The organism is Sinorhizobium fredii USDA 257 (assembly GCF_000265205.3).
GTDB classification, from domain to species: Bacteria; Pseudomonadota; Alphaproteobacteria; order Rhizobiales; family Rhizobiaceae; genus Sinorhizobium; species Sinorhizobium fredii_B.
Genome location: NC_018000.1, coordinates 584093 through 609308, shown reverse-complemented (window position 1 = coordinate 609308; position 25216 = coordinate 584093). Strand labels below are relative to the sequence as shown.

23 protein-coding genes and 1 pseudogene are annotated in these 25216 nt (G+C 62.4%); 11 read left to right on the top strand and 13 right to left on the bottom strand.

Features of this window, described 5'->3' with window-relative positions:
- The first annotated feature begins 6 nt into the window (after positions 1-6).
- The 4 genes and pseudogenes from USDA257_RS02725 (at position 7) to moaB (ending at position 4482) form a co-directional block, all read left to right on the top strand.
- Positions 7-1022, top strand: a pseudogene (locus USDA257_RS02725) (polyprenyl synthetase family protein).
- A gap of 165 nt (positions 1023-1187) precedes the next feature.
- On the top strand, positions 1188-3020 hold the full coding sequence (locus tag USDA257_RS02720; RefSeq protein WP_014761341.1) for a tetratricopeptide repeat protein: 1833 nt from the start codon (positions 1188-1190) through the stop codon (positions 3018-3020).
- Between the two features lie 4 nt (positions 3021-3024).
- Positions 3025-3936, top strand: coding sequence for a 4-(cytidine 5'-diphospho)-2-C-methyl-D-erythritol kinase (locus tag USDA257_RS02715; RefSeq protein ID WP_014761340.1), 912 nt, complete (start codon positions 3025-3027; stop codon positions 3934-3936).
- A 3-nt stretch (positions 3937-3939) separates the two neighbouring features.
- Entirely contained in the window at positions 3940-4482 is a 543-nt protein-coding gene (gene moaB, locus USDA257_RS02710; RefSeq protein ID WP_014761339.1) for a molybdenum cofactor biosynthesis protein B, read from the top strand.
- Between the two features lie 302 nt (positions 4483-4784).
- On the opposite strand, the gene USDA257_RS02705 is transcribed toward moaB, so the two are convergent.
- A complete protein-coding gene (locus USDA257_RS02705) occupies positions 4785-5321 on the bottom strand; it encodes a glycosyl transferase (RefSeq protein WP_014761338.1) in 537 nt (178 codons plus the stop codon).
- Between the two features lie 175 nt (positions 5322-5496).
- Between USDA257_RS02705 and USDA257_RS02700 the strand changes: the two genes are divergently transcribed.
- Positions 5497-6654 (top strand): PA0069 family radical SAM protein, encoded by a 1158-nt coding sequence (locus USDA257_RS02700; RefSeq protein ID WP_014761337.1) that lies wholly within the window; start codon positions 5497-5499, stop codon positions 6652-6654.
- 138 nt (positions 6655-6792) lie between these two features.
- A complete protein-coding gene (locus USDA257_RS02695; protein WP_014761336.1) occupies positions 6793-7491 on the top strand; it encodes a ribonuclease HII in 699 nt (232 codons plus the stop codon).
- Between the two features lie 369 nt (positions 7492-7860).
- Here USDA257_RS02695 and USDA257_RS02690 read toward each other — a convergent pair whose 3' ends face one another.
- The 12 genes from USDA257_RS02690 to USDA257_RS02635 all read right to left on the bottom strand — a co-directional run bounded on the left by USDA257_RS02690 (position 7861) and on the right by USDA257_RS02635 (position 19734).
- Positions 7861-8346, bottom strand: coding sequence for a F0F1 ATP synthase subunit B (locus USDA257_RS02690; protein WP_014761335.1), 486 nt, complete (start codon positions 8344-8346; stop codon positions 7861-7863).
- A gap of 13 nt (positions 8347-8359) precedes the next feature.
- A complete protein-coding gene (locus tag USDA257_RS02685) occupies positions 8360-8977 on the bottom strand; it encodes a F0F1 ATP synthase subunit B (RefSeq protein WP_014761334.1) in 618 nt (205 codons plus the stop codon).
- Positions 8978-9052: 75 nt separating this feature from the next.
- Positions 9053-9280 (bottom strand): F0F1 ATP synthase subunit C, encoded by a 228-nt coding sequence (locus USDA257_RS02680; RefSeq protein ID WP_012707029.1) that lies wholly within the window; start codon positions 9278-9280, stop codon positions 9053-9055.
- 84 nt (positions 9281-9364) lie between these two features.
- Positions 9365-10117, bottom strand: coding sequence for a F0F1 ATP synthase subunit A (locus tag USDA257_RS02675; protein WP_014761333.1), 753 nt, complete (start codon positions 10115-10117; stop codon positions 9365-9367).
- A 60-nt stretch (positions 10118-10177) separates the two neighbouring features.
- Positions 10178-10537, bottom strand: a complete 360-nt coding sequence (locus USDA257_RS02670) for an AtpZ/AtpI family protein (RefSeq protein WP_041413868.1) — start codon at positions 10535-10537, stop codon at positions 10178-10180.
- A gap of 284 nt (positions 10538-10821) precedes the next feature.
- On the bottom strand, positions 10822-12006 hold the full coding sequence (locus USDA257_RS02665) for a cell wall hydrolase (RefSeq protein WP_080605509.1): 1185 nt from the start codon (positions 12004-12006) through the stop codon (positions 10822-10824).
- Between the two features lie 191 nt (positions 12007-12197).
- On the bottom strand, positions 12198-14099 hold the full coding sequence (locus tag USDA257_RS02660) for a potassium transporter Kup (RefSeq protein WP_014761330.1): 1902 nt from the start codon (positions 14097-14099) through the stop codon (positions 12198-12200).
- Positions 14100-14115: 16 nt separating this feature from the next.
- Positions 14116-15093 (bottom strand): magnesium transporter CorA family protein, encoded by a 978-nt coding sequence (locus USDA257_RS02655; protein ID WP_041413867.1) that lies wholly within the window; start codon positions 15091-15093, stop codon positions 14116-14118.
- A gap of 360 nt (positions 15094-15453) precedes the next feature.
- Positions 15454-16605 (bottom strand): iron-sulfur cluster carrier protein ApbC, encoded by a 1152-nt coding sequence (gene apbC / locus USDA257_RS02650; RefSeq protein WP_041414923.1) that lies wholly within the window; start codon positions 16603-16605, stop codon positions 15454-15456.
- 462 nt (positions 16606-17067) lie between these two features.
- On the bottom strand, positions 17068-17841 hold the full coding sequence (locus tag USDA257_RS02645; protein ID WP_014761327.1) for a helix-turn-helix transcriptional regulator: 774 nt from the start codon (positions 17839-17841) through the stop codon (positions 17068-17070).
- Positions 17842-17978: 137 nt separating this feature from the next.
- A complete protein-coding gene (locus USDA257_RS02640) occupies positions 17979-18719 on the bottom strand; it encodes a helix-turn-helix transcriptional regulator (protein WP_041413866.1) in 741 nt (246 codons plus the stop codon).
- Between the two features lie 202 nt (positions 18720-18921).
- The gene (locus tag USDA257_RS02635) at positions 18922-19734 is read right to left on the bottom strand and encodes an IclR family transcriptional regulator (protein ID WP_041414921.1); all 813 of its coding nucleotides are present in this window, start codon (positions 19732-19734) and stop codon (positions 18922-18924) included.
- 128 nt (positions 19735-19862) lie between these two features.
- Here USDA257_RS02635 and USDA257_RS02630 point away from each other — a divergent pair, with 128 nt between their 5' ends.
- The 5 genes from USDA257_RS02630 to USDA257_RS02610 all read left to right on the top strand — a co-directional run bounded on the left by USDA257_RS02630 (position 19863) and on the right by USDA257_RS02610 (position 24936).
- Entirely contained in the window at positions 19863-20633 is a 771-nt protein-coding gene (locus tag USDA257_RS02630) for an SDR family NAD(P)-dependent oxidoreductase (RefSeq protein WP_014761324.1), read from the top strand.
- The gene (locus USDA257_RS02625) at positions 20633-21550 is read left to right on the top strand and encodes a 2-dehydro-3-deoxygalactonokinase (protein ID WP_014761323.1); all 918 of its coding nucleotides are present in this window, start codon (positions 20633-20635) and stop codon (positions 21548-21550) included. Before USDA257_RS02630 ends, USDA257_RS02625 begins: the two co-directional genes overlap by 1 nt.
- Positions 21551-21562: 12 nt before the next feature.
- Positions 21563-22201 carry a 2-dehydro-3-deoxy-6-phosphogalactonate aldolase gene (locus USDA257_RS02620; RefSeq protein ID WP_041413865.1) on the top strand — a complete coding sequence of 213 codons (639 nt, stop codon included), beginning with the start codon at positions 21563-21565 and terminating at the stop codon, positions 22199-22201.
- On the top strand, positions 22198-23082 hold the full coding sequence (locus USDA257_RS02615) for an SMP-30/gluconolactonase/LRE family protein (protein WP_014761321.1): 885 nt from the start codon (positions 22198-22200) through the stop codon (positions 23080-23082). The genes USDA257_RS02620 and USDA257_RS02615 overlap by 4 nt, the downstream gene beginning before the upstream one ends.
- Before the next feature lie 129 nt (positions 23083-23211).
- On the top strand, positions 23212-24936 hold the full coding sequence (locus USDA257_RS02610) for an IlvD/Edd family dehydratase (protein WP_014761320.1): 1725 nt from the start codon (positions 23212-23214) through the stop codon (positions 24934-24936).
- The last annotated feature ends 280 nt before the right edge of the window (positions 24937-25216 follow it).

Below are 25216 nucleotides of genomic sequence, written 5' to 3'. Positions count from 1 at the left end.
GGGGCGTTGGGCGTAGTGATACCGCTGGAAGACAATAAAACAAACAGGCTTCCGTGAAGCCGCTCGTCGGCCTGACATCGTCCGACATGGAGCGCGTCAACCAGCTCATCCTCTCCAAAGCGGGCTCCGACGTGCAGATGATCCCGGAGGTCGCCAATCACCTGATTTCCTCCGGGGGAAAGCGCCTGCGGCCGATGCTGACGCTCGCCGCCGCTGCGATGTTCGGCTACGAGGGCGACGCCCATGTCAAGCTCGCTACCAGCGTCGAATTCATGCATACGGCGACGCTCCTCCATGACGACGTCGTCGATGAAAGCGACCTGCGACGCGGCAAGTCGACAGCGCGGACGATCTGGGGCAACCAGGCGAGCGTGCTCGTCGGCGACTTCCTGCTTGGACAGGCTTTCCGCATGATGGTCGACGTCGGCTCGCTCGACGCGCTCGATGTGCTGTCGACCGCCGCCTCGGTGATTGCCGAAGGCGAAGTCCTGCAGCTCTCTGTGGCCAAGAACATGGAGACGACTGAGGACGATTACCTGCAGGTCATCCGGGCCAAGACCGCGGCGCTATTCGCCGCGGCGGCGGAAGTCGGTCCGATCGTTGCGAGCGCCAGCAGGGCAGACCGCAACGCGCTGAAGTCCTACGGCATGAATCTCGGTCTCGCCTTCCAGCTCGTCGACGACGTTCTCGACTATGGCGGCTCGTCGAGCGACCTCGGCAAGAATGTCGGCGACGACTTCCGCGAGGGCAAGATCACACTCCCGATCATTCTCTCCTACCGTCGCGGCACGCCGGAGGATCGGGCTTTCTGGCGCGAGGCGATCGAAGGCGGCGCCAGCGATGAAGCAAATCTCGAAAAGGCGCTCGGCCTCATCCGCCGCTACGGCGGACTGACCGACACAATCGCACGCGCCCAGCACTACGGGACGATTGCGCGCGACGCTCTCGCGCCGTTGCCGGCGTCTCCCTGGAAGTCGGCCCTGATCGAAGTCATCGATTTCTGCATCGATCGGGTGAGCTGAGCGCCAGGCCGAGAAGCAATATTCTCCCGCGGAGGAATTTCTTGCCGCGTTGCGCCAAAAAAGCCATTCTATTCTTCAATACTTGCGTTCGGCAACTTGCGATCGACCCCGGAACAAACAGTAAAGACGCGGCGAGCCGAGACGATCGGCAACGAAAGGTTTGACATGCGGCATAATACACTCCTTCGCCTCCTCGGCGGCGCGGCAATGCTGGCTCTCCTGTGTGTGACCGGCAGCCACCAAGCCTTTGCTGAAGACAAGGCGGCTGTCGAGGAGGCCCGGCCTTTCGACATCAGGAGCGTCAACACCTTCGCCGGCGCCTTCCTGGCGGCGCGGACGGCCGACGTCGATCGCGATTTCGCAACGGCAACGGAGCTCTATCGCATTGCCCTCCGGTTCGAACCGGACAATATCGAAGTCAAGCAGCGGCTGATGATCACGCTGCTGATGAGCGGCAAGTTCGACGAAGGCGTCAAGATTGCCGAAGCGTTGAAATCCGATCCGGCCGTCGAGCGGATCACCACGACCGTCCGCGCCATCGAAGCGATCCGCAAGCGCGAATATCGCAGCGCCCAGAAGCTCCTGAACTATCAAGGCCCGAACGATCTCGACCGGCTGATGAGCACGCTTCTCTCGGCCTGGGCGAAGTCCGGGCAGGGCCGACCCAAGGAGGCGATTGCCCAGATCAAGGCGCTCGAGGGGCCGGAATGGTTCCGGGTGTTCAAGAACTATCACGCCGGCGCGATCGCTCTTGCGGCCGGCGACAAGACGACCGCACGCGCCAGGCTGAACGACGCCATTCTCGACCGGGAGGGCGGCAGCGCCGCTCCGGATACGTTCATGCGCGCGGTCGAGGCGCTGGCCCGCTTCGAAGCCCGTGAGGGCAACAAGCAGAAGGCACTGGATACGGTTTCCGTCGGCGAGAGCCTCGTCAACAACTACACGCCGCTCGAGGCGCTCAGAAAGAGCATCGAAGAGGGCGAGCCCCAGGAACAGCAGGTGCGCAATGCCGCTCAGGGGGCCGCCGCCGTCCTCTTTTCGATCGGCGGCGCCCTTAACCGCGAGGGAGCGGAAGACATCGTTACGCTTTATCTGCAGACGGCGCGCCGCCTCGATCCGGAAAGCGCCGACATCCTGGTCATGCTCGGCGGCATCGCGGAAAATCTGAAGAAACAGGAAGAGGCCATCGCGCTTTACAAGAGCGTGCCGGCAGATTCGCCGATGCGCCGCGTGTCCGAGCTTCAGCTTGGCCTGGCGCTAGCCGGCGTCGGCAAGGTCGACGAGGCGAAGAAACATCTGCAGGCGCTGATCGAAGTCGATCCGGAGAATATCCGCAACTATCTCGCCTATGGCAGCGTCCTTTCCGACGCTAAAGCGTATAAGGAGATGGGCGAACTCTACGACCGCGCCGTCGAGGCGATCGGCCCGGTGCCGAAGCGCAGCGACTGGACGGTGTTCTTCCAGCGGGGGATCGCCTACGAACGGCAGAAAATCTGGGCGAAGGCGGAACCGAGTTTCCTCAAGGCGCTGGAGCTCAATCCCAATCAGCCTCAGGTCCTGAATTATCTCGGCTATTCGTGGGTCGACATGAACATCAATCTCGACAAGGGCCTGGACATGATCCGCAAGGCCGTTGAGCTCAAGCCCGATGACGGCTACATCGTCGATTCGCTCGGATGGGCCTATTTCCGGATGGACCGCTTCGAGGAGGCCGTGACCGAGTTGGAGCGCGCCGCCGAACTGATGGCCGGCGACCCGACGATCAACGACCATCTTGGCGATGCCTATTGGCGGGTCGGACGCAAGCTCGAGGCGGTCTTCCAGTGGAACCAGGCGCTCGAAATGAAGCCCGAGGAAGCGGAAGTTCCAAAGATCAAGGCAAAGATCGAGAACGGCCTGCCGCCGCTCAAGCAGGATGTCCCGGCCGCGGCGGATGCCAAGGAGACGCTGCCGAAGAAGCCAGGCCCCGAGGTCGCCGCGCCGGGCAGGAAATCCTGACCGCATGCAAGTGGACGGCATAGCCGGCTTCGCGCTGACCCGTGTGGCGCCGGCCAAGATCAACCTGGCACTGCATGTCGTCGGCCAACGTCCCGACGGACATCATCTCCTGGAAAGCCTGGTCACTTTTGCAGATGACGGCGACCGCGTCGCATTCGCGCCGGCGGACGTCGACAACTTCACCGTATCCGGCCCTTTTTCGCGCGATCTGCAGGTTTCGGCCGATGCCAAGAGCGGCAATCTGGTGCTGCGCGCCCGCGACCTGCTGCGGCGGGAATTGATTGATCGGAGCGATGCTGCGGGCCCTGTCCATCTGCATCTGGAGAAGAACCTGCCGATCGCCTCCGGGATCGGCGGAGGCTCGGCGGACGCAGCTGCGACGCTGCGAGGTCTGCTTTCGCTGTGGAAGGCCGAGCTTGCGCCGCAAAGGCTCGCGAGCCTCGCCCTGGAACTCGGTGCCGACGTGCCGATGTGCCTCGACGGCAGGCCGCTCCTTGCCAAGGGGATCGGCGAAGAGCTTGCCCCCCTAGGCGACCTGCCGTCCTTCCCGGTCGTCCTCGTTAATCCGCTCATCGCAGTCTCGACGCCCGTCATCTTCCGGATGCTCGCCCAAAAGCGCAATCCTCCGCTCACCGTTCCGCAAGGCATCCGCACAGCAGCGGACTGGCTGAAGGCACTGGCCGGGATGCGCAACGATCTGGAGCGACCGGCGAGAGCGTTGCAGCCGGCGATCGAGGCGGTGTCTGGGGCATTGCACGCCGCGGAAGCCGATCTCGTACGGATGTCCGGATCCGGCGCCACCTGCTTCGGTCTGTTCGACGGCGACGAAAAGGCGGCTGCGGCCGCGCAACGCATTTCCGCCGATCATCCGGGATGGTACGTTCTAGCCACCCGAACCGCCGGGAAGCGAGGATAGGAAATGCCCGACATCGACGAAACGCGCCCCTTCATTGCCGTCGGGATCGCCGTTCTCACGGTTTCCGATACGCGCACGCGCGCTGACGACAAGTCCGGCGACACGCTCGAGATACGTATACGCGAGGCCGGCCATCGGCTCGAGGCGCGCGCATTGGTGCCCGACGACCGCCAGAGGATCTACGATCAGGTGAGGGCCTGGACGCTGAATGCGTCGATCGACGTCGTCATCACCACCGGCGGAACCGGCTTCACCGGCCGAGACGTGACGCCCGAAGCGCTGGAGCCGCTTTTCGAAAAGCGCATGGACGGGTTTTCCGAGGTCTTTCACCGGATCTCCTACGACAAGATCGGCACATCGACGATCCAGTCGCGGGCAACGGGCGGCGTCGCCAACGCCACGTTCATCTTCGTGCTGCCCGGCTCGCCCGGGGCCTGCAAGGACGCCTGGGATGGGATCCTGAAGCAGCAGCTCGATTACCGGCACATGCCCTGCAACTTCGTCGAGATCATGCCGCGGCTGGATGAACACCTGAAGCGCGGCTGACTGCCCGACCTGTTCCGTTTGGAACAGCCACGCACGGTTGAAGTCGCTAGATTGCTACTCGTCAGCCCACCAGAAGGCAGTGGACGTAGCGAGCCTTTGCATCGGGCGAAGCGAAGACGCCTCTTTCCCTTTCCCTGCGGAGAGAGATTTACAGAACATGTTACATGGTGCCCACCACAAGGAGATGGAGCAGCATGGCAAGCCCTTTTCGTAGACAAGGTCATTTGAGAGTCGCTTCAGGGGGTGCCGCAAGGCACGCCCCTCTTGTGACGGCAATACCACACTGAAAGGCTTGGGCCGTTTCAAGCCCGCTCGGCCGCAGATCGATTGCCGAGAGCAACCCAGGCCGGAACGAGTTCGGTCGCCAACTTGCGGACCGCCCGAGCGTTGGCGATGTCGCTGAGTTGCATATCGGCGCGTGCAACCGCCACGGCATCCTGCTTGCGCATCAGATACCCGGCCTCGAGCGGCGCGGTCCGCTGCGACAAACGCTTGAGGAGCGGCCGCCTATGCAGGCGAGAAGGGGAGAACCGCGCCGGATCCCTGTGGAGCGAGACATATTCGATGAGCTCGTCCACCCAACGCCCGATGGGACGGGCGCCCGGCTCCAGCAGCATCAGCCAATCACCGCGCGCGGAACGGACGACATCGGCGAGATCCCATTCGGCGCAGAAACGGCAGCCGGCCGCATCGGCGACATGCACGGAACCATCTCTGGAGCCGTGGTCCAGGATGATCACGTCACTGACGAGCCCTTCGACAGCCCCGGCGACAAGTACGGACAATGTCTGCGCGAGTTCCGCTTCATTGTCCCGCGTCTCCATTATGATCGTCAGCATACCGTCTCCTAACGCATCGGCACAACAAATACCACAATTCTTCAGGGGTATTAGCGACCGTAGCGGCGGCGATTGCGCAGCGCAGCAATTTTTGTTCTTGCTTTGTTCTACTTTGTGCGTTAGGAAAATAATCAGAGCGGAACGGAGATACCAAATCGGTTCCGAGGAGATTTCCATGACCGAGCTGTCTCAACTCAGGCAGGGTGCTTTCGCGCCCGGCAATAGCGCAGAGCTGGCGGAAGCCATCGTCACCGGCACCGGCGTCAGAATAGAGATCGATCGCCGCCGGGGACGCGGAGCAGCCCTGAACATGGGGGGCCGCTTCGAACCGCAGACGAGCGAGGTGTTCGACGACGGGTGGCAGACGCTCGAGGAATTGCCGCCATTCAAGACCGAAGTTCAGATCGAAAAACCCCGCAACGTCATCACGCGCAACGAGTCGCCCGACATTTCGTTCGATCGCTCCATCAATCCGTATAGAGGATGCGAGCACGGCTGCATCTACTGTTTCGCGCGGCCGACCCATGCCTATATGGGGCTTTCGGCCGGGCTCGATTTCGAAGCGAAGCTCTTCGCCAAACCGGACGCGCCCCGCTTGCTGGAACGCGAATTGGCGAAGCCGGACTATAAGGTGCGTCCGATCGCGATCGGCACCAACACCGACCCCTATCAACCGATCGAGAAAGAGTGGCGCATCATGCGCCAGATCCTCGAGGTGCTGAAGGCGGCCAATCACCCGGTGATGATCGTGACCAAGTCGGCCATGGTGACGCGCGACATCGATCTGCTCGCCCCGATGGCGGAAAAGGGTCTGGCACGGGTAGGCATTTCCGTAACGACGCTCGACCGCAAGCTGGCACGTACCATGGAACCGCGGGCGTCGACGCCGCCCAAGCGGCTCGAGGCAATTCGCGCGGTCTCGGAAGCAGGCATTCCGGCCGGCGTCCTGGTGGCGCCGATCATCCCTGCTCTCAACGATCACGAGATCGAGCGTGTGCTCGACGCCGCGAAAACTGCGGGCGCTACGGAGGCGAGCTATGTGCTCCTGCGTCTGCCGCTCGAGGTGAGCCCGCTTTTCCGCGACTGGCTGCTGCGAAACTATCCGGACCGCTACAGACACGTGATGTCGCTCGTCCGTTCGATGCGCGGCGGCAAGGATTATGATGCGGAGTTCGGCAAGCGCATGAAGGGCGCCGGTCCTTATGCGTGGCAGATCGGCCGCCGGTTCGAACTTGCCGCCAAGCGCTTGGAGCTGAATCTCACCCGCCGCCAACTGCGGCACGATATCTTCGTGCCCCCGTTGGGGACGGGGGTGCAATTGTCGTTGCTGTAGGAGGGCGCCAGACGAGCCCCATATTTTGGTTCCGGCGCCTTCCCGCCTCAGGATGGCGCTGGCTTTCCTCCCGGTTTACCGCCGCACACGTACCGGGGGGCTTGAAGGGAATCGGGCGAATATGCGAGGGTCCCCCGCATGTCACGTCGCAAGTCGCCCGATTCCCCGCTTTTTCCGCTCGAGCCGGTGCTTCCGGACTTCAGCTTCGAAATCGCCGCAAAGCGGGATGGTTTTTGGCCGGTCGCAGGCGCCGACGAGGCAGGCCGTGGACCGCTCGCCGGTCCGGTGGTCGCAGCAGCGGTCATCCTCGACCCGGATGCCGTGCCGGCCGGTCTCAACGACAGCAAACTCCTGACCGCCGAACAGCGCGAGGCGCTATTCGAGGAAATCATGGCGACGGCGACCATATCCATCGCCTCATCTTCCGCCGCGCGTATCGATGCAACCGACATCCTCAAGGCGAGCCTCGACGCCATGCGTCGCGCGATCGACGGCCTTTCGATTGCGGCGCGCTTCGCGCTCATCGACGGCCGCGATGTTCCACAGGGCCTCCCCTGCCATGCGAAGGCGATCATCAAGGGAGATTCCCGTTCCGTGTCGATCGCCGCCGCCTCGATCGTCGCGAAGGTCACCCGCGACCGCATGATGACCCGAGCCGATGCGACCTTTCCCGCCTATGGCTTTGCGCTCCACGCGGGCTATGCGACCGTCAAACACCGCAGCGCCATCGACAGTCACGGACCATGTTCGTTGCATCGCATGAGCTTCCGCCCCTTTCGAGAGGCCCAGGAACAGCCCGTTGCAATCAGCGCTGAACCACTCGACGTCAATTCGTGACGGCAAGGCCATCGCTCCCCCGGCGCGGTGCGTCTTACCGGAAGCGAGGGTCGCTGCAACAATCTGGATTGCTGCATGCCTGATTCCCAACCGACTCCGATCTAAGAGACTCTCGGTAGGCTGGTCCGCACTCCGGTAGCGTCGGTATGCGGCAGGAACGCCCGCAGCGCCTTGCAGAATGAGCGAGAACGGCAACCGCTCGGACCAGCCGGCGGCGGGCGGGCAGGAGGCCGCGGACGAACCAACAGCGATTGCGCATCCAGGCACGGCGCGGCCTCGCAGGCCCGGACTCGCCCGCTTGACAGGCCCTGGCCCAAACGAAAAACCCCGCCGAAGCGGGGTTCTCAACTTCGCGAATTATGGTTGAACTTAGTTGAGGCGTCCCTTGACCTCGCCGAGCGCCTGCTCGAACAGCGTCTCCTGGGCGCTGGCGTCGGCCTTTGTGGCAAGCACCTTCTCCGCCGCGCTGATCGCGAGATCAACGGCAGCCGCGCGAACCGCGTTGATCGCGTCGCTCTCGGCCTGCTTGATCTTCTGTTCGGAAAGCGCCGTACGGCGGGCGACATAGTCCTCGGTCTTCTGCTTGGCTTCCGCAGTCAGCCTCTCCGCCTCGCGCTGGGCGGCGGCGACGATGTTGGCGGCTTCCGCCTCGGCATCCTTGCGCTTGCGCTGGTACTCGGCAACCAGGCTCTGGGCCTCTTCGCGCAGACGCTTGGCTTCCGCCAGTTCGTTGCCGATCTTGTCGGCCCGCGCATCGAGCGCTTCGGCGATCTTGCCCGGCACCTTGAGATAGGCGATGAGAGCGAAAAAGAGGATCAGGCCGACGAGGGCGTAGAAAGTTGCATCAAGTGCCATTGTTCCCTGCTCCTCAGTTGCCGGCCGACGCTTTGACCGCCGCGGCGATCTCGGTCTTGGTGACGTTGCCGCCGATCAATTGCTTGACGACGGCGGTCGCCGTCTCCTCGGCGATGGCACCGACATCGGCAAGCGCCTTGGACTTGATCTCGGCGATGCGCGCTTCGGCAGCGGTGATCTTCTTTGTGAGCTCGGCCTCGACGGCGGTGCGGTCGGCATTGGCCTTGCTCTTGACTTCCTCGCGGGCCGCGTCGGCAATCGAGTGGCCCTTGGCCTTGGCGTTCGCCAGTTCCTGCTCGTAAGATGCAATCGCGGCATCGGCCTCGCCCTTGAGGCGGGAGGCCTGGTCGAGATCCTGGGCGATGCGGTCGTGGCGCTTTTCGAGAATTCCGCCGATGCGCGGAATGATGACCTTCGACATCACGAGATAGAAAAGCCCGAAGGTGATCGCCAGCCAGAGCAGCTGCGAAGCGAAATGGGTCGAATCGAAGGGCGGGAACACGCCGGAACCATGCTCGCCTTCGTGGGCCACACCCGTTTCGGTGTGCACCTCACCGGCCGCAGGGGCATCGTGTGCTTCGGCGCCTTCAGTGGTGGTTGACTGCTGGGCATAGGCCGCGGTCACAAACATGCTCACCTCCAAGGTGCACTTAAAGATATGCGCGGCCGCGATCCCGAGGGATCGCGGCCGAGACTTCAGCCGTTATTAGACGGCGAAGAGGAGGAGCAGGGCTACGAGCAGCGAGAAGATGCCCAGAGCTTCCGTAACGGCGAAGCCGAATACGAGGCGGCCAAACTGGCCGTCGGCAGCCGACGGATTGCGCAGAGCGCCGGACAGGTAGCTGCCGAAGATGTTGCCGAGGCCGAGAGCCGTGCCGGCCATACCAAGGCATGCAAGACCTGCACCGATGAACTTTGCTGCTTCCGCTTCCATGATTGAACTCCTTCGAAATGGTGTTGCGGCTTGGATTTGTGCCTCCGGCGGCGTCAGCCGACCGAAAGCCAGCGACTGTATTCCTTAGTGGCTTCCCGGATGGACAGCGTCGTTGAGGTACATGCAGGTCAGCACCGCAAAGACATAGGCCTGGAGGAAGCATACGAGGAATTCAAGACCGGTGATGGCGACGGTCATGATGAGCGGCAGGATCGCGCCGCCGATGCCGAGCGCACCAAGGGCGCTGAGCGAGGTGACGAAGCCTGCGAAAACCTTCAGCGTGATGTGGCCGGCCAGCATGTTGGCGAAGAGACGGACCGAGAGGCTGATGGGACGGGAGAGGAACGAGATGACTTCGATCGTCACGACCAGCGGCAGGAGCACGCCCGGCACGCCGTGCGGCACGAAGAGCTGCAGGAAGCCGAGGCCGTGCTTGTAGAAGCCGTAGAGAATGACCGTGCCGATCACGAAGACGGCGAGCGCGAAGGTCACGATGATCTGGCTGGTGACGGTGAAGAAATAGGGGAACATGCCCAGCAGGTTCGCCGTCAGGATGAACATGAACAGCGAGAAGACCATCGGGAAGAACTTCATCCCGTGGCTGCCCGCCCCTTCGCGAAGCATCGAGGCGATGAATTCGTAGGACAGTTCCGAGACCGACTGCATGCGCGTCGGGATGATGCCGCGCTGAGAGGTCGTCAGGTAGAGAAAGCCTGCAGCAACACCGACGGTCGCCACCATGAACAGCGATGCATTGGTGAAGGAAAGGTCAATTCCGCCAAGCTCGATCGGGACAATCTTGTTGATCAGGAACTGGTGGGTCGGATCGTTTGACACCGCGCTTCTCTTTCGTTCTGCCCGCCCGCAAGCGGAAACCGTGTTCTTCCGGACGACGCCTCAGGCGTCGTCACCGTCCTTCTTGCTATTCCCTGAGCCACTTCCGCGCTGGTCGGGTGTCGCCACCAGACCGGCAGAACGCAGCACATTCAACACACCGGCACAGAAACCGAGAAGCAGGAGGACGATCATGCCCCACGGCCCTGTACCCGCAAAATGGTCCAAAAGATAGCCCAGGAACGCTCCGACCACGATGCCGGCGATGAACTCGCTCGAGAGTTTCATCGCTGCTGCGTAGCCCTTGCGGCTTTCCGCACTGCGGACCTCGGCCTCGTCCGAAACTTTCACGCGCTTCGACGCGATATTTTCGCCAAGGCGCTTCAGCCGCGCTTCCAGACTTTCTTCCGGCTTCTCCGTCACATGGCTCCCCTTTGCAGCCCCACGCGGTCGAACGCGATCTCGGTCATACAAACGGCCGGCGCTCAAGCCACGGTTCGGCCCCATTTGAAGTCGCGCGCAACATAGTTTTAGGCACCCGCATAGTCAAGGCATGCGGGGGTATTGGGCGTGGACAATATATGCTTTGAATTTCAATCAGTTACAGGAAACTTGCGACACCTGCGACAAAGCTGCAACGGAATCGTCCGCGTTCGTCGCAGCTTATCTTCGCCATGTAGCGCGCCTTGTGCGGAATCGAGCGCCGATCAACTCCAGCCGCCGCCATAGGTTCTGTAAAAGATGTGCAAGCCAATCTGTCCCACGCGCTTCATGGTCTTCGCCCAGGCGGGCTTCACATAGGTCGCATGGTAATGCGTCGCAGAGCCGACTTCCGGCAGCCAGATCTTTCCGGCGGTGACGGCCATGGCGACCTCCTTCGCGGTCTTCCAATGCGACCGCGAGTAGATGAGGTCACGGATCATGTCGCAGGCGAAGGAAAACTGGCAGCGGTTGCGCCAGGCCTTGTTCTGATAGACGACGCCGCAGATCGTCTTCGGATAGGTCGGGTTGCGCACCCGGTTGAGAATCACTTGGGCGACCGCCGCCTGCCCTTTCACGGACTCGCTTCGCGCTTCGAAATAAATGCCTTCGGCAAGGCAGGTTTGTTCCTCCTTGCCGAACACCGTCGCCGGCAAGGCAGTCGCCGCCCAGGCGTGATCGTCGGGCGCGATATCCGGGATGAAACGCCCGCCATTCTTGTCTTCGCGAAGAATCGAATCGAACGGCGATACACGCGCATAGTCCGGCTCCGGCCGGACATAGGCGGTTGCCAGGATATCGGCCTCGCTGTTGGTCACGAGCTTGGCAAGCACGGGCGAAACACCGGGATCCGGCTGTGGAGGCTTCCTTCGATAGAAGGCCGTGGCGATCTCGATTTCCTTGCCTTTGATCTTCGGCTTGGCGAAGGCCATCTTCTCGGCCCCGTCGAAATCGGGCTCCATCAGGAAGCCCGTCCGCTGAAGGATCGAGCCGGCGCTGAAGTCCTTTGGCGGCGTCACCGGACTGACGGCGACGATGCGGCCCTTTTTCAGCTTGCGGGTGACGCGGTCCTCATCCGGCGTCCCCTCTTGATGCTTCGATTCGGCGGTCAATGCCACTCGCCTGCCGTCGGGCAGCGTCATGCCGGCGCCGCCGTCGAGTCCGCCGGTCGTGATCGGGTCGGCAAACACCATGTCGACGTCGTGAACCGATCCGGCCGGTGACCGGGTCAGATACATGCGCCAGCGTTCGCCGTCACCGCGGTTGACGCCGGAGAGAAACGTCGCGAGATCGGAATAGGCTGCGACCGACGGAAAGCCGAGGAAAATGGCAAGCCCGATGATAGCCGGGGCGCGCCAGACCGAGAGGGACATGCGAAACTTGCGACGCGACATCTCACTCCTACGCATCATACAGCTCCACGCAACTCTTACTCGCGCACGCGTCCTCGCAAGCCGGCTGAAAGCGGGCCTGAAGATGCCATGCAGGGATGCTAAGATCTTGAAGCGTCCGGACAGTTGACCGGGATCGCTCCGTTTGAGCCTCGAAAATGAAGCATTAACCTTGATGTTTGGTTAATGCGGAGCGGTCCGGCGAAGGCTTGTCAGATGATTACGTGGGAGCCGAGTTCGACGACGCGGTTGGTCGGCAGGCGGAAATAGTCGGACGGATCGATGGCCGCATTGGCGAGCGCGATGAACAGGCGATCCTGCCAGTGCGGCATGCCGGACTGGGCGTCGGGCACGAGCTTGCGGCGGCCGAGATAGAAGGACGTCGACATGATGTCGAACTTCAGGCCCGATTTGCGGAAGAGGCCGAGCGCCTGCGAAACGTTCTGCGTCTCCATGTAGCCGAATTTCATCTCGAGGAGTGTAAAGCGTTCCGACAGCGGCCGGACGCTGACGCGCTCCTCCTTTGGCACCTTGGGGGTGTTGGCGGTGCGGACCGTCAGGATGAAGTTCTGCTGGTGCAGGACGTGATTGTGCTTGATGTTGTGCAGGAGGGCGGCGGGCGTCGAATCCGGATCGCTCGTCAGGAAGATTGCCGTGCCCGGTACGGAAACCGGCGCATGCTCGCTCTTGCGTTCGATCGACTTGATGAAGCTTGCCAGCGGAATGTCGATATGGCGCGTCTTGGCGTGAAGAATCTCGGTGCCGCGCTTCCAGGTCCACATGACGATGATGAAGGTCGCTGCGATCAGGATCGGCACATAGCCGCCGTCGTGGATCTTCAGCATGTTGGCGCCGAGGAAGACGAATTCCAGCGTGAGGAGCGGCAGCAGCGCCGCGGCGGCCCACCAGGCCGACCAGTTCCAGCGCGCGCGCAGGAATTCGAAGGCAAGCATGGTGGTCACCACCATGGCGCCGGTGACAGAAATGCCATAGGCGGTGGCGAGCGCCTCGGACGAGCCGAAGAGGAAGACGAGCGCCATGACGCCAAACATCAGCAGCGTGTTGACGTTCGGCAGGTAGATCTGGCCCGTATGGGTCTCGGACGTGTGGAAAATCGCCATGCGCGGCAGGAAGCCGAGGTGAATCGCCTGACGGGTGAGCGAGAAGGCACCCGTGATCACGGCCTGGCTGGCGATGATGGTCGCCGCAGTCGCGAGAATGACGACGGGAAGCAGCGCCCATTTCGGGAACATCAGGAAGAACGGATCGGACATCGCCTCGGGGTGCTCGAGGATAAAGGCGCCCTGGCCGAGATAGTTCAGGGTGAGCGCCGGAAAGACTATGGTAAACCAGGCCCATTGAATCGGCCGGCGGCCGAAATGGCCCAGGTCGGCATAGAGAGCCTCGGCTCCCGTCACGGTCAGGAAGACAGCGCCGAGCACGATGATGCCGACATAGCCCTCGTTGAACAGGAAGGTTGCGGCGTAGAACGGGTTGAAGGCCGCGAAGATCGACAGGTCGTCGGCGATATGCACGAGCCCTATGCCGCCCATCACCAGGAACCAGATGAGCGTGATCGGCCCGAAGAAATTGGAGACGGCCGCCGTTCCTTTCGATTGCACGGCAAACAGGAGCAGCAGGATGACGACGGCGATCGGGACGACATAGTCCGAGAGCGCCGGCGTCACCAGCTTCAGGCCCTCGACGGCCGATAGAACCGAGAGCGCCGGCGTGATCATCGCATCGCCAATGAAGAGCGCCGCTCCAGCGACGCCCATGAAGAACAGAATCCATGTGTGGCCGTTGGCCGTCTTCATCAGCAAGGCCAGCAACGAGAGCGTGCCGCCCTCCCCCTGGTTGTCGGCTCGCAATAGGAAAAGCACGTATTTGATCGTCACGATGATCGTCAACGACCAGATCATCAGAGAAATCAGACCGATGATCTCCACATCCGTCACGCCGTCATGCGCAACCGGGCGCAGCGCTTCGCGAAAGGCATAGAGCGGGCTCGTGCCGATGTCGCCATAGACGACGCCGATCGAGCCAAGGCCAAGCGCGAGCAGGCGGCGCATGTTCTCGGATCCATGCACGGCAGGGGCAGACAATTGAGACATGGTATCCAACAGGCTCTTAGAGCCAGCCTTTCCAACGAAAGAAGAAGAAGGGGATGACGGCCGAAAGCACCATGGCCGCAAGCGCCCAGGGGTAGCCGAACTGCCATTCGAGTTCCGGCATTACCCGAAAATTCATGCCATAGACGGAGGCAACCAAGGTCGGCGGCAGCAGAACCACGGAAGCGATCGAGAAGATCTTGATGATGGCATTCTGCTCGACATTGATGAGACCGAGCGAGGCATCGAGCAGGAAGGTGATGTTGCCGGAGATAAAGGCTGCATGTTCGGAGAGCGACTGAATGTCCCGGGAGATCGAGCGGCAAAGCTCGCGGCTATCCTTGTCCGCCTGCACTTCCGGTACGGTGTAGACGAAGGTGAGCAGCCTTGACAGCGAAGCGAGGCTATCGCGCGTCTTCGCAACCAGCCTGTGAAAGCCCGCCACGTCGCGCAGACGTGCCTCGAGCAGTTGCGGCGGCCTGCGCCGGCCGGCAGCCCGGTCGCCGAACACTTCGATCGACAGGCCATCGATCTTGTCGACGGCCTGCTCCAGGATTTCGGAGGTCCGGTCGGTGATCGCTTCGAGCAGGCGGGTCAAAATCACCACGCCGTTCCTGCAGCCACCGGGAATCCGATGCGTACCGGCCTTGAAGAGGCCGAAGGCGCGCGGCTCCGCGTAGCGGATCGTCACGAGCCTGCCTCCGGAAAGAATGAAGCCGACATCCGTCAGGCCCGGGATCTGCGTTTCACTCCGGTAGACCAGCGAGGCGGTCATGAAGACGGCATCCTGCTCGACATAGAGGCGGCTCGACGGCTCTATGCCCTTGAGGTCGTCCCGGGTCGGAATGGAAATTCCGAGCAGTTCTTCCATCATCAGTTCTTCGGCCCTGGTCGGCTCGACGAGGTCGATCCAGACGATCTCCGGGCGCAGGAAGGCGGGCGGTTCGGCCGTCGAGAGAGCGACAGCTTCGCCATTGACGCAATAGCCTGAGATCATGCGGCCGCCTTTGGGGTGGCACCGATGCGGACGAACCATGAAGGTTGGAAACGATCAGCCGCCACAGGATTTCCACAATGCCGATTCTCTGATGCAGACTTCCGCCCCACGACATGTCCCCTTGGCTATCATCCGGGCCGAAATCTCCGGCGAGCGGCGTTGAGCGCCTGCCTCTGCGCGAGCGGCAAGGCATATGGCGCAACGCTCAGGTAAAATCAATGCTTTTCACGCATGCCGACCTCGGCGGCACGTCGCGTATCGTTCCGAACAGGGCCGGACCCTACTTCATAATTTCTGCAAGCGGTATGCTCTTGTGAAAGAAAAGCATAGGGTTTGGCGCGAAGGCGCCTCACCGATGGTCTATTCGAAGACGATGTTCGGCATTGCGCGGTTTTGGTTCCCCTCGGGGGTCGAGAGTTGCTCTGAGACCCGCTCAGCGATACCACGAAAGATGCGCGCCACCTCGCCGTCGGGCTCGGAGACCACCAATGGCGTGCCTGCATCTGAAGTTTCCCGGATTGCCATGGTTAGCGGGACTTCCCCGAGGAAGGGCACGCCAATCCGCTCGGCCTCCTTGCGGGCGCCGCCATGGCCGAAAATGTCGTAACGCTTTCCCGTGTCGGGGGCGACGAAATAGCTCATGTTCTCGACGATTCCGAGCACCGGAACCTCGACCTTGCGAAACATCGTGATGCCTTTGCGCGCGTCGGCAAGCGCCAGATCCTGCGGCGTCGAGACGATAACGGCGCCGGCGAGCGGCACCTGCTGTGCCATCGTCAATTGCGCATCGCCGGTGCCGGGCGGCATGTCGACGACGAGCACGTCGAGCTCGCCCCAGGCCACCTCGCGCAGCATCTGCAGGAGAGCGGACTGGATCATCGGGCCGCGCCAGATCATCGCGACCTCCTCGTCGACAAGAAAGCCCATCGACATCACCCTCAGCCCGTAGTTTTCCATCGGCCGGATGAGCCGTCCTTCGATTTGCTGAGGGCGGCCGGAAATCTTCAGGAGGCGCGGCATCGAGGGGCCATAGATATCGGCATCGAGCAGCCCGACCTTGAGACCATTCGCCTGAAGCGCCAACGCCAGGTTTACCGACGTCGTCGACTTGCCGACGCCGCCCTTGCCGGAGGCAACCGCAATGATGGCGCCAACGCCCGGAATGCCCGCCTTCGCCGGCGCGCCGCCAGCCGGTCGCGGCGCATGCGCGTGCCCGGAATGCGGCGCCGGCCGTTGTGCGGGGGCCGCCTGAGGCGCCGCCTTACGGTCGGCGGTCAGCGCGACCATGGCTGCCTTCACTCCGGGCATCTCGCGAACGACGCGTTCGGCAGCGGCCCGCATCGGTTCGAGTTCCTTCGCGCGGTCTGCCGGCACCGTGATCGAAAAATAAGCCTTGCCGTCGGAAATGAACACATCGGAGACCAAGCCCAGATCGACGATGTTGCCTTCCATGTCCGGGCCACGCACGCTCCGCAGCTTTTCAAGAACCATTTCCCTGGTCACGTCCGGCATGTCGCCCTCTTGTCTCTTTGCCGCCTCGGCAATTCCCCGCCTATGGGCGAGGCGCTGCTCAAAACGCTTGAATGCCTGCATCGGTAACCCTCAAATCGAATCCGATTTAAGGTACATCTGCAGTAGATAATCGAGGCGGGGCGCTTCGCCAATGTTAGAGACGAGAAAATGAAGGGCCGCCAGCCCACCGCCCATGTCCGTACATCCGGGATCACAGGCGGTCGGCGGCGGCCCTTTTTGCTTTCGCGACCTTCTTGGGCGCTGTCTTATTTTAGTCCCCTCTGCGGACTGGCAATGGAGATGCAGAAAACGTGCCAGTTCCAAACATCGGGGAAATGCTAGCGATATCAATAAAAAGGCCCAAGGTGGCGCGGACGCAGGGCAAAGGTTCGCTTAATTCCTGTGCATGCGTGCTTTTTAGGCACAACACCCCGGCCGCAATGCAGCCTGTAACAGCGGCCTCTAGCTGATATAGCCCTTTTTCATCGCCTTCACGACCGCCTGTGTGCGGTTGACGGCGTCGAGCTTCTTGGTGACGTGATTGAGGTAATGATTGACGGTATGCTCGGAGAGGCCGAGGATCCCGGCGATTTCAGCGCTGGTCTTACCGGCTGCCGTCCAGCTCAGGCACTGGATTTCCCGCTCTGAGAGGGTTGTGTTGCTGTTTTTCCAGACGGAACCGATCTCGGCGAGGCGGTTGTAGACGTGGATCGCGATCATCTGCAGTTCCATCGCCGCGGTCATCGGCAAATCGGCTTCCGGCCCCATGAGAATGACGGCACCGCGACCGCCCTCGGCATCGTGGACCGGAAAGTAGTTTGCCTGGAAGATGCCGTTCTCGCGCAGCATCACAATATAATCCGTGGCGGTGGCCGGCTTGCCACCCTCGCTCTCCCAGTCTTCAAGCGTGATCCGGAAGGGCGTGGTGGTCTCTCTCAAGCGACGAACGCCCGTGCTGAAGCGCAGCATCGACAGGCTGTCGTACTTGTTGAGAAGCTCGGCCGGCATATTGGAAATAACGGTAGCGGCCGAGAGCCGCTCCATGTCGATCGGCGGAATCGAGCAGATGAGAAATGTCTTGAAGCCGAAAATCTGCGTAATCCGCCGCATATAGCGGATGATATCGAACTGAGTCTCCAGCTTTGCGATCTCAGACGCGAAATCACCGCCCCGGGGTAGATCGACGTCAGACATCCCGGTCGTCATCGTATCTTGCATTCGCGCGTTCCATGACATTCATCAAATATCACATAGCCCGAGCCGCGCATGATTGCCAACAGAGGATCGGCAATGATGTCCCTTGCGAGGCAAAAGGCTGTGTATTTCGTTTCACGCGGCCTGACGCCCGCGGGGCCGGAACGAGGCTCGTTCTACTAATTGATGAGGCCGGCCCGCATCGCCTTGGCGACCGTCTGAACACGGTTGACCGAATCGAGCTTGCGCGTCGCGCGGTTCAGATAGTGGTTCACCGTGTATTCGGAGAGCGCCATGATTCGCGCCATCTCGACGGTCGTCTTTCCGGCCGCGGCCCAGCGCAGACATTCGATCTCGCGCCGCGAAAGACTGCCCGGGCGGCGCCTGTCACCCGCCCTGACTTCACAAAGCCGGCTGTAGAGAAGCCCTGCCCAGAGGTTGAGCACCTGCATTTCGTCGCTCGAGACCACCTCCCTGTCACCGCCAAAGGCAATGGCCGCGCGACCTCCCTTCGCGTCGTGAACCGGCAGATAGAGACCGCGCGGCATTCCAGCCTGCTCGAAGACGCTGATGGCGGCCTCACCCTTGCCATCCACGCGCCTGCGCGCGAGGAGATGGGCGTCATAGGTGAAGGGAATGGTGCTCCGGCGCAACCGCTGAATGACGGGACTTCCCTCGATCAGGCCGGCGCTGTCGTAGCGCCGCAGGAATTCCGCCGTCCAAGAGGTGAGCAGCGCCTGCGCAGCCAGGCTGTGACAACCGGAATCCGGAATGGCCAACACCATGAAGCCGCGGAATCCGAAAGCGTCCGCGATCTGGTCGAGAGCGCGCTTGACATCGTCTTCATTGCCGATCGCGCCGTTGATGAAACGGCCATTGGGAAGGGCCAGTGAGGTAATGTCCGCGTTGAAATCCATGATCGTTCCGCTCGCCTCCCACAGCTTGCTCGCTCCGTTGCGAGTCGGGCTGGTTCACCGTCATAAACCGCTCTTGGCGCTTCCGCCAAGGACCAGGATCCCGCGTGAGCCTGCAACCAGTCGTGGAACCGGGTCTGTGAAGTTGAAGCTAGCGATCTATAGCCGCCTCGTCCAGTCGAAACTTCTAATTTACCGTAAAGCAATGCTAGCGGCCGACTCGCCCGGGTCCCAACCGGAATCGGGCCTCCTCTTCGATCTTCCCCGCGGCATTGCGCACATCCGCGGCCCAAGCCGCCAATTGCGGCATGGTGACGCGATAGGAAGGCCCGGTTACCGATATGCCGGCAACCAGTTCATGCTCCGGAACGACGATCGGCGCAGCCACACAACAGATTTCGGCTTCATGCTCCTCGCGGTCGAAGGCATGCCCTTGGTGGCGAATCTCTTCAATCTCGGCTAGCAACGACGTGGCCGAGCGATGCGTGCGCTCGGTGAACGGGACGAACTGCGTCTTTGCGGCGATTCGCTCCAACTCGCCCCGCGCAAGCGATGACAGGGCGGCCTTGCCGATACCTGTGCAATAGGCCGGCGAGGCCTTGCCGATCTGCGAACTCATCCGCACCGTCTGACGGCTTTCGACCTTGTCGACATAGATGATCTCGGTTTCGCGCAATATGCCGAGATGGACGGTTTCGCCGGTCAGTTCATGCAGACGCAGCAGATGCGGTTCGGCGATATCGCGAAACTGATTGCCGGACCAGGAGCGATAGGCCAGCTTCAGCAGGCGCAGCCCGGGCTCGTAGGAAAGATCGTTTCGCTGCACCACCAGGCCTTCGTCGATGAGATGCCCGAGCAGCCGGTGCAGCGTGCCGCGCGGCTGACGGACGGATTGAAGGATGTCGGTAAAACGCAAGGGCCGGTCCGCCGTCGCGACGGCCTCGAGCACCGCCATCGCCTTCCCTAGGGTGCCGGTCCCAGGCCCTTCACTTTCCAGATCGGTCACAATCTTACGGTCCATTTCGTCCGCTTTCGCCTGCATCGACCTTGACAGGATAAAAGCTCCGGCGCGATAATTCCAGAAAATAAAGCGTAGTTCCACATAATGGAACATGCTTGTCCGCGATAACATAAGGAGGCTCCCGATCCATGACGCTGCCGAGCAGTCAGTTTCCCGACCTGCGCGATCGAGGCGTGCTGGTGACCGGCGGAGGATCGGGCATCGGCGCCGCTCTGGTGGAGGGCTTTCTGCGCCAGGGGGCGCGGGTCGCCTTCATCGATATTGCCGAGGATGCGAGCCGGACGCTCGCAGACAAGCTTGCCGCCGAAACGGGACGGCGGCCCGAATTCATTCACGCCGATCTTAGTGACGTCGAGCACGCGAAAAGGGCCGCTGATGCTGCCGTCGCGGCGCTTGGCTCCATTCGCGTGCTCGTGAACAATGCCGCACGGGACGACCGGCAGCCGCTCGAGGCGGTGACGAGGGAAAGCTGGGACGAAAGCCTTGCGGTCAACCTCAGGCATTTCTTCTTTCTCTCCCAGGCAATCGCGCCGGTCATGCGGCAAACGGGCGGCGGTTCGATCATCAATTTCTCGTCCATCGCCTTCATGCTGAACATGCCCGAAATACCGGCCTATGCTACCGCAAAGGCTGGCATTATCGGTCTTACCAAGTCGCTCGCCGGAAAGCTGGGGCCGGACAATATCCGCGTCAATGCCATCCTGCCCGGTATGATCGTTACCGAACGGCAGAGGCGGCTCTGGCTGACGGAGGACTCGATCGACAGGATGCAGGAGAGGCAGTGCTTGAAACGCGTTCTGGTCGCCGAGGATCTCGTCGGCCCTTGCCTCTTTCTGGCGTCGGACTGCTCGGGGGCGATGACGGCACAGACCATGATCATCGATGGAGGCGTGTTTTGATGACGGCAGGCTACTATGCCGCGGTGGACTGGGGGACCTCGAGCTTCCGCTTGTGGATCATCGGAGAAGACGGGGCGGTGCTCGCCGAGCGCCGCAGTGCGGAAGGCATGACGACGGCGGCAAGAACCGGTTTCCATGCCGTCCTTGACAGCCATCTTGCCGCCGTTTCGGCACCTCTCCATCTGCCGATCATCATCTGCGGGATGGCCGGCGCCCGGCAGGGCTGGAGAGAGGCGGGCTATCTCGATACGCCGGCAACGCTTGGCGCCATCGCAGGAAACGCGATTGCCGTTCCGGACGTGGATCGCGACATCCGTATCCTGCCGGGCCTGGCGCAACGCGACAATCGGCACCCGGATGTCATGCGCGGCGAGGAGACGCAGCTGCTCGGAGCGGCCGGCATGCTCGACGACGGACGCCATCTCGTGTGCATGCCGGGCACCCACAGCAAGTGGGTCCGGCTTTCGCGGCAGACGGTCGAGGGCTTTTCCACCTTCATGACCGGCGAATTGTTCGACGCCATTTCGAAGCATACGATCTTGAGCCATGCCGTGGCGGAGGCGGACGCCATCGCCGCCGACAGCGCTGCCTTTGCCGAAGCCGTCACCCGGGCACGGGAAAAGCCGGGGCTGGCGACGAACCTCCTCTTTTCCGTCCGGGCGGGGCAGTTGCTCCATGGTTTGAGCGCCGCCGACGCGAAGGCTCACCTGTCCGGCACGCTGATCGGCCTGGAGATCGCCGGGGCGCTCGCCTCGGCGGGCTCGGTGAACGGCATTTGCCTCGTCGGCTCGGGACGGCTCGGCGCGCTCTATCGCGCGGCGCTCGAAAGCCAGGGGCTCGCAGTCCAGCTTGTCGACGCCGATGAGGCCGTGCGAGCCGGCCTTTCGACCGCTGCCCAGGCCATTTGGCCCCTTTGACGGAAGAAGATGATGAACCGCATTCCCTTGCCACCGATGAAATATCCGCTGATTGCGATCCTGCGCGGGTTGAAGCCAGAGGAGACTGAAAGCGTCGTCGGCGCGTTGATCGAAACGGGCTTTACGGCGATCGAGATTCCGCTGAATTCGCCCGACCCTTTCCGATCCATCGAAACAGCGGTGAAGATGGCGCCGGCCCATTGCCTTATCGGCGCCGGCACGGTGTTGACGACGGCTGACGTCGAACAGCTTGACGACGTCGGCGGGCGCCTCATGGTCAGCCCCAATGTCGAACCATCGGTTATTCGGCTTGCCGCGGCGAAGGGCATGGTGACGATGCCTGGCGTCTTCACGCCGACGGAGGCGCTCGCGGCTGTGGCGGCGGGTGCGAGCGGCCTGAAATTCTTCCCGGCGAGCGTCCTCGGGCCTTCCGGCATCGCGGCGATCCGCGCGGTGCTTCCGAGCGATCTGGAGATCGCCGCCGTCGGCGGCGTCTCGGAGACCAATTTCGCCGACTACGCCAAGATCGGCGTGCGCAGCTTCGGACTAGGCTCGAGCCTCTATAAGCCCGGAATGAGTGCTGCGGATGTCAGGCAGCGGGCGGTAGCCACGCTCGCGGCCTATGATGCCGTCTATGGAGGCCATGAATGACCGACCTCGCCGCCTTTTCCGGCCGCATCCTCTGCGATTTCGCCTCCGAGCTCGGCGAAGGCCCAACCTACGATCCCCGCACCGATACCGCCTGGTGGTTCAATATCAAGGGCCAGGAGCTGCACGAGCTCCATCTCGAAAGCGGACACAAGACCATTCATCCCCTGCCCTTTCTCGGCAGCGTGCTGGCCACCATCGATCCCGGCCGGCAATTGATCGCATCGGACCAGGGTCTGTTTGTCCGCGACACGGCAAGCTTCAAGCTCAGCCCCTTCGCAACGCTTGAGGACAAGCCGGGCAATCGCTCCAATGACGGACGCGTCCATGCCTCGGGCGCGCTGTGGATCGGCACGATGGGGCGGAGCGCCGAGAAGCATGCCGGCGCGATTTATCACGTCGCCGGCAATCGGATAACCAAGCTCTACAGCAACATCACCATCCCGAACGGGATCTGCTTTTCGCCGGATGGCGCCACCGCCTATTTCACCGACACGGACGTCAATCACCTGATGCGCGTCGTCATCGACCCGGCAACGGCACTGCCGACCGGCGACGCCGTCATTCTTTCCGACGAAAGCGCCGCACCGGGCGGGATCGACGGCTCGGTCTGCGATGCCGACGGCCTGATCTGGAACGCGCGCTGGGGTGCCGGCGCCATCGAGGTGTACAAGCCCGACGGCCGGAAGGTCGCCCGCTATGCCGTTCCGGCGACACAGCCGAGTTGCCCGGCCTTCATCGGCGTGAGGGCAGACAGGCTGCTGGTCACCTCGGCATGGCAGGATCTCGACGACGCGGCACACTCCGCCGATCCCAACGCCGGCAAGACCTTCGAGCTCGGCATCGAAGTCACGGGCCGCTTAGAGCCGTCGTTCCGGCTCTAGAGTTAGGAATACCGGCGGCAGGCGATCCTTTCATTCGGCGTCACCAAGTTGAACAAATGCTGGCGGCGCCGAGAAAAAGTCATACAATTAATCCATGCGATGAATCGCGCGTGGAAAGGGAGTGCTCGGATGAGCGAAAAGAAGAAAGACCTGAGAAGCCGGCACTGGTACGGCGGCACAGACAAGGATGGCTTCATTCACCGGTCCTGGATGAAGAACCAGGGATTTCCGGATCATGTCTTCGACGGCCGGCCAATCATCGGCATCTGTAACACCTGGTCCGAGCTGACGCCCTGCAACAGCCACCTGCGCATCCTCGCAGAGGGCGTCAAGCGCGGCGTCTGGGAGGCCGGCGGCTTCCCGGTCGAATTTCCCGTCTCGTCGCTCGGCGAAACGCAGATGCGACCGACGGCCATGCTGTTCCGCAATCTCCTGGCGATGGACGTGGAAGAGGCGATCCGCGCCTACGGCATCGATGGCGTGGTGCTTCTCGGCGGCTGCGACAAGACGACGCCAGGCCAGTTGATGGGTGCGGCCTCCGTCGATCTGCCGACAATCGTTGTTTCCTCCGGGCCGATGCTCAACGGCAAATGGAAGGGCAAGGATATCGGTTCGGGCACCGATGTGTGGAAATTCTCCGAAGCGGTGCGTGCCGGCGACATGAGTCTGCAGGAGTTCATGGCCGCCGAAAGCGGCATGTCACGCTCTCCCGGCGTCTGCATGACGATGGGCACGGCGACCACCATGGCCTCGGTGGTCGAGGCGATGGGCCTGTCGCTGCCGACCAATGCGGCGCTGCCGGCCGTCGACGCGCGCCGCATGGCGCTGGCGCACATGACCGGCAAGCGGATCGTCGACATGGTGCACGAGGATTTGAGACTCTCGAAGATCCTGACGCGGAAGAACTTCGAGAACGGCATCATCGCCAATGCCGCCGTCGGCGGATCAACCAACGCCGTCGTGCACCTTCTGGCGATCGCCGGACGCGCCGGTGTCGATCTCTGTCTGGAGGATTTCGACCGCGTCGGCGGCCAGGTGCCCTGTATCGTCAACTGCATGCCGTCGGGCAAGTACCTGATCGAGGACCTCGCCTATGCGGGCGGCCTGCCGGCGGTGATGAACCGCATACAGCACCTGATGCATGCCGATGCGCCGACTGTGTTCGGCGTCCCGATCAGCAAATATTGGGAGGATGCGGAGGTCTACAACGACGACGTCATTCGGCCGCTCGACAATCCGCTCCGCGCTGCCGCGGGCATCCGGGTGCTGAAGGGCAACCTGGCGCCGAACGGGGCTGTGATCAAGCCGTCGGCGGCAAGCGAACACCTGCTTGCCCATGAAGGCCCGGCCTATGTCTTCGAAACCATCGAAGACCTCAAGGCGAAGATCGACGATCCGGACCTGCCGGTCACCGAGGATACGATCCTGGTGCTGAAGGGCTGCGGCCCGAAGGGCTATCCCGGCATGGCCGAGGTCGGCAATATGCCGATCCCGCGCCGGCTCGTCGAAAAGGGGGTTCGCGACATGGTGCGCATCTCGGATGCGCGCATGTCCGGCACCGCTTTCGGCACCGTCGTGCTGCATGTCAGCCCGGAAGCCAATGCCGGCGGTCCGCTGGCGATCGTCAAGACCGGCGACCGCATCCGGCTCGACGCCATGAAGGGCGAATTGAACCTCCTGATCAGCGAGGAGGAATTCGCGGCTCGAAGGGCGGCCTGGCAGCCGCCGGAGCAAAAATGGCAGCGCGGCTACTACAAGCTCTATCACGACACCGTGCTGCAGGCCGACAAGGGTGCCGACCTCGATTTTCTCGTCGGCAGTAGCGGCAGCGAGGTGCATCGCGAGAGCCACTGAAGCCCTTTGGCCAGGGATATCTGGGCGCCGCGTGCCGGCTTCGACACGCGGCGTTTTCTGTTCGTCCGAGATGAGATTGGGTCGCCCTGGCGCGGTCCGCGTCCGCGCTAAATCGCCTTATACCGCTGGGTTGAGCAGGCTTGGAGTCGAGACAACCAGCAGCTTCAGATTTTCATTTTTTCCGGAACAGTTTTCGCTGCCGGACGTTGCTTGAGTACCACCGGCGCAGCACAAACCGGGAGCACTCGGGGCTGCGCCTTGCCCGACAACGTCAACGAAA

Excerpts from the sequence above, each read along its gene's own strand:
- USDA257_RS02660 (WP_014761330.1), bottom strand. The coding sequence starts at position 14,099 with ATGTCTCAATTGTCTGCCCCTGCCGTGCATGGATCCGAGAACATGCGC.
- USDA257_RS02615 (WP_014761321.1), top strand. The coding sequence starts at position 22,198 with ATGACCGACCTCGCCGCCTTTTCCGGCCGCATCCTCTGCGATTTCGCC.
- USDA257_RS02685 (WP_014761334.1), bottom strand. The coding sequence starts at position 8,977 with ATGTTTGTGACCGCGGCCTATGCCCAGCAGTCAACCACCACTGAAGGC.
- USDA257_RS02635 (WP_041414921.1), bottom strand. The coding sequence starts at position 19,734 with ATGGACCGTAAGATTGTGACCGATCTGGAAAGTGAAGGGCCTGGGACC.
- USDA257_RS02625 (WP_014761323.1), top strand. The coding sequence starts at position 20,633 with ATGACGGCAGGCTACTATGCCGCGGTGGACTGGGGGACCTCGAGCTTC.
- USDA257_RS02720 (WP_014761341.1), top strand. The coding sequence starts at position 1,188 with ATGCGGCATAATACACTCCTTCGCCTCCTCGGCGGCGCGGCAATGCTG.
- USDA257_RS02715 (WP_014761340.1), top strand. The coding sequence starts at position 3,025 with ATGCAAGTGGACGGCATAGCCGGCTTCGCGCTGACCCGTGTGGCGCCG.
- USDA257_RS02630 (WP_014761324.1), top strand. The coding sequence starts at position 19,863 with ATGACGCTGCCGAGCAGTCAGTTTCCCGACCTGCGCGATCGAGGCGTG.
- apbC (WP_041414923.1), bottom strand. The coding sequence starts at position 16,605 with ATGCCGGACGTGACCAGGGAAATGGTTCTTGAAAAGCTGCGGAGCGTG.
- USDA257_RS02655 (WP_041413867.1), bottom strand. The coding sequence starts at position 15,093 with ATGATCTCAGGCTATTGCGTCAATGGCGAAGCTGTCGCTCTCTCGACG.
- USDA257_RS02695 (WP_014761336.1), top strand. The coding sequence starts at position 6,793 with ATGTCACGTCGCAAGTCGCCCGATTCCCCGCTTTTTCCGCTCGAGCCG.
- moaB (WP_014761339.1), top strand. The coding sequence starts at position 3,940 with ATGCCCGACATCGACGAAACGCGCCCCTTCATTGCCGTCGGGATCGCC.
- USDA257_RS02680 (WP_012707029.1), bottom strand. The coding sequence starts at position 9,280 with ATGGAAGCGGAAGCAGCAAAGTTCATCGGTGCAGGTCTTGCATGCCTT.
- USDA257_RS02700 (WP_014761337.1), top strand. The coding sequence starts at position 5,497 with ATGACCGAGCTGTCTCAACTCAGGCAGGGTGCTTTCGCGCCCGGCAAT.
- USDA257_RS02610 (WP_014761320.1), top strand. The coding sequence starts at position 23,212 with ATGAGCGAAAAGAAGAAAGACCTGAGAAGCCGGCACTGGTACGGCGGC.
- USDA257_RS02620 (WP_041413865.1), top strand. The coding sequence starts at position 21,563 with ATGAACCGCATTCCCTTGCCACCGATGAAATATCCGCTGATTGCGATC.
- USDA257_RS02645 (WP_014761327.1), bottom strand. The coding sequence starts at position 17,841 with ATGTCATGGAACGCGCGAATGCAAGATACGATGACGACCGGGATGTCT.
- USDA257_RS02665 (WP_080605509.1), bottom strand. The coding sequence starts at position 12,006 with ATGATGCGTAGGAGTGAGATGTCGCGTCGCAAGTTTCGCATGTCCCTC.
- USDA257_RS02690 (WP_014761335.1), bottom strand. The coding sequence starts at position 8,346 with ATGGCACTTGATGCAACTTTCTACGCCCTCGTCGGCCTGATCCTCTTT.
- USDA257_RS02705 (WP_014761338.1), bottom strand. The coding sequence starts at position 5,321 with ATGCTGACGATCATAATGGAGACGCGGGACAATGAAGCGGAACTCGCG.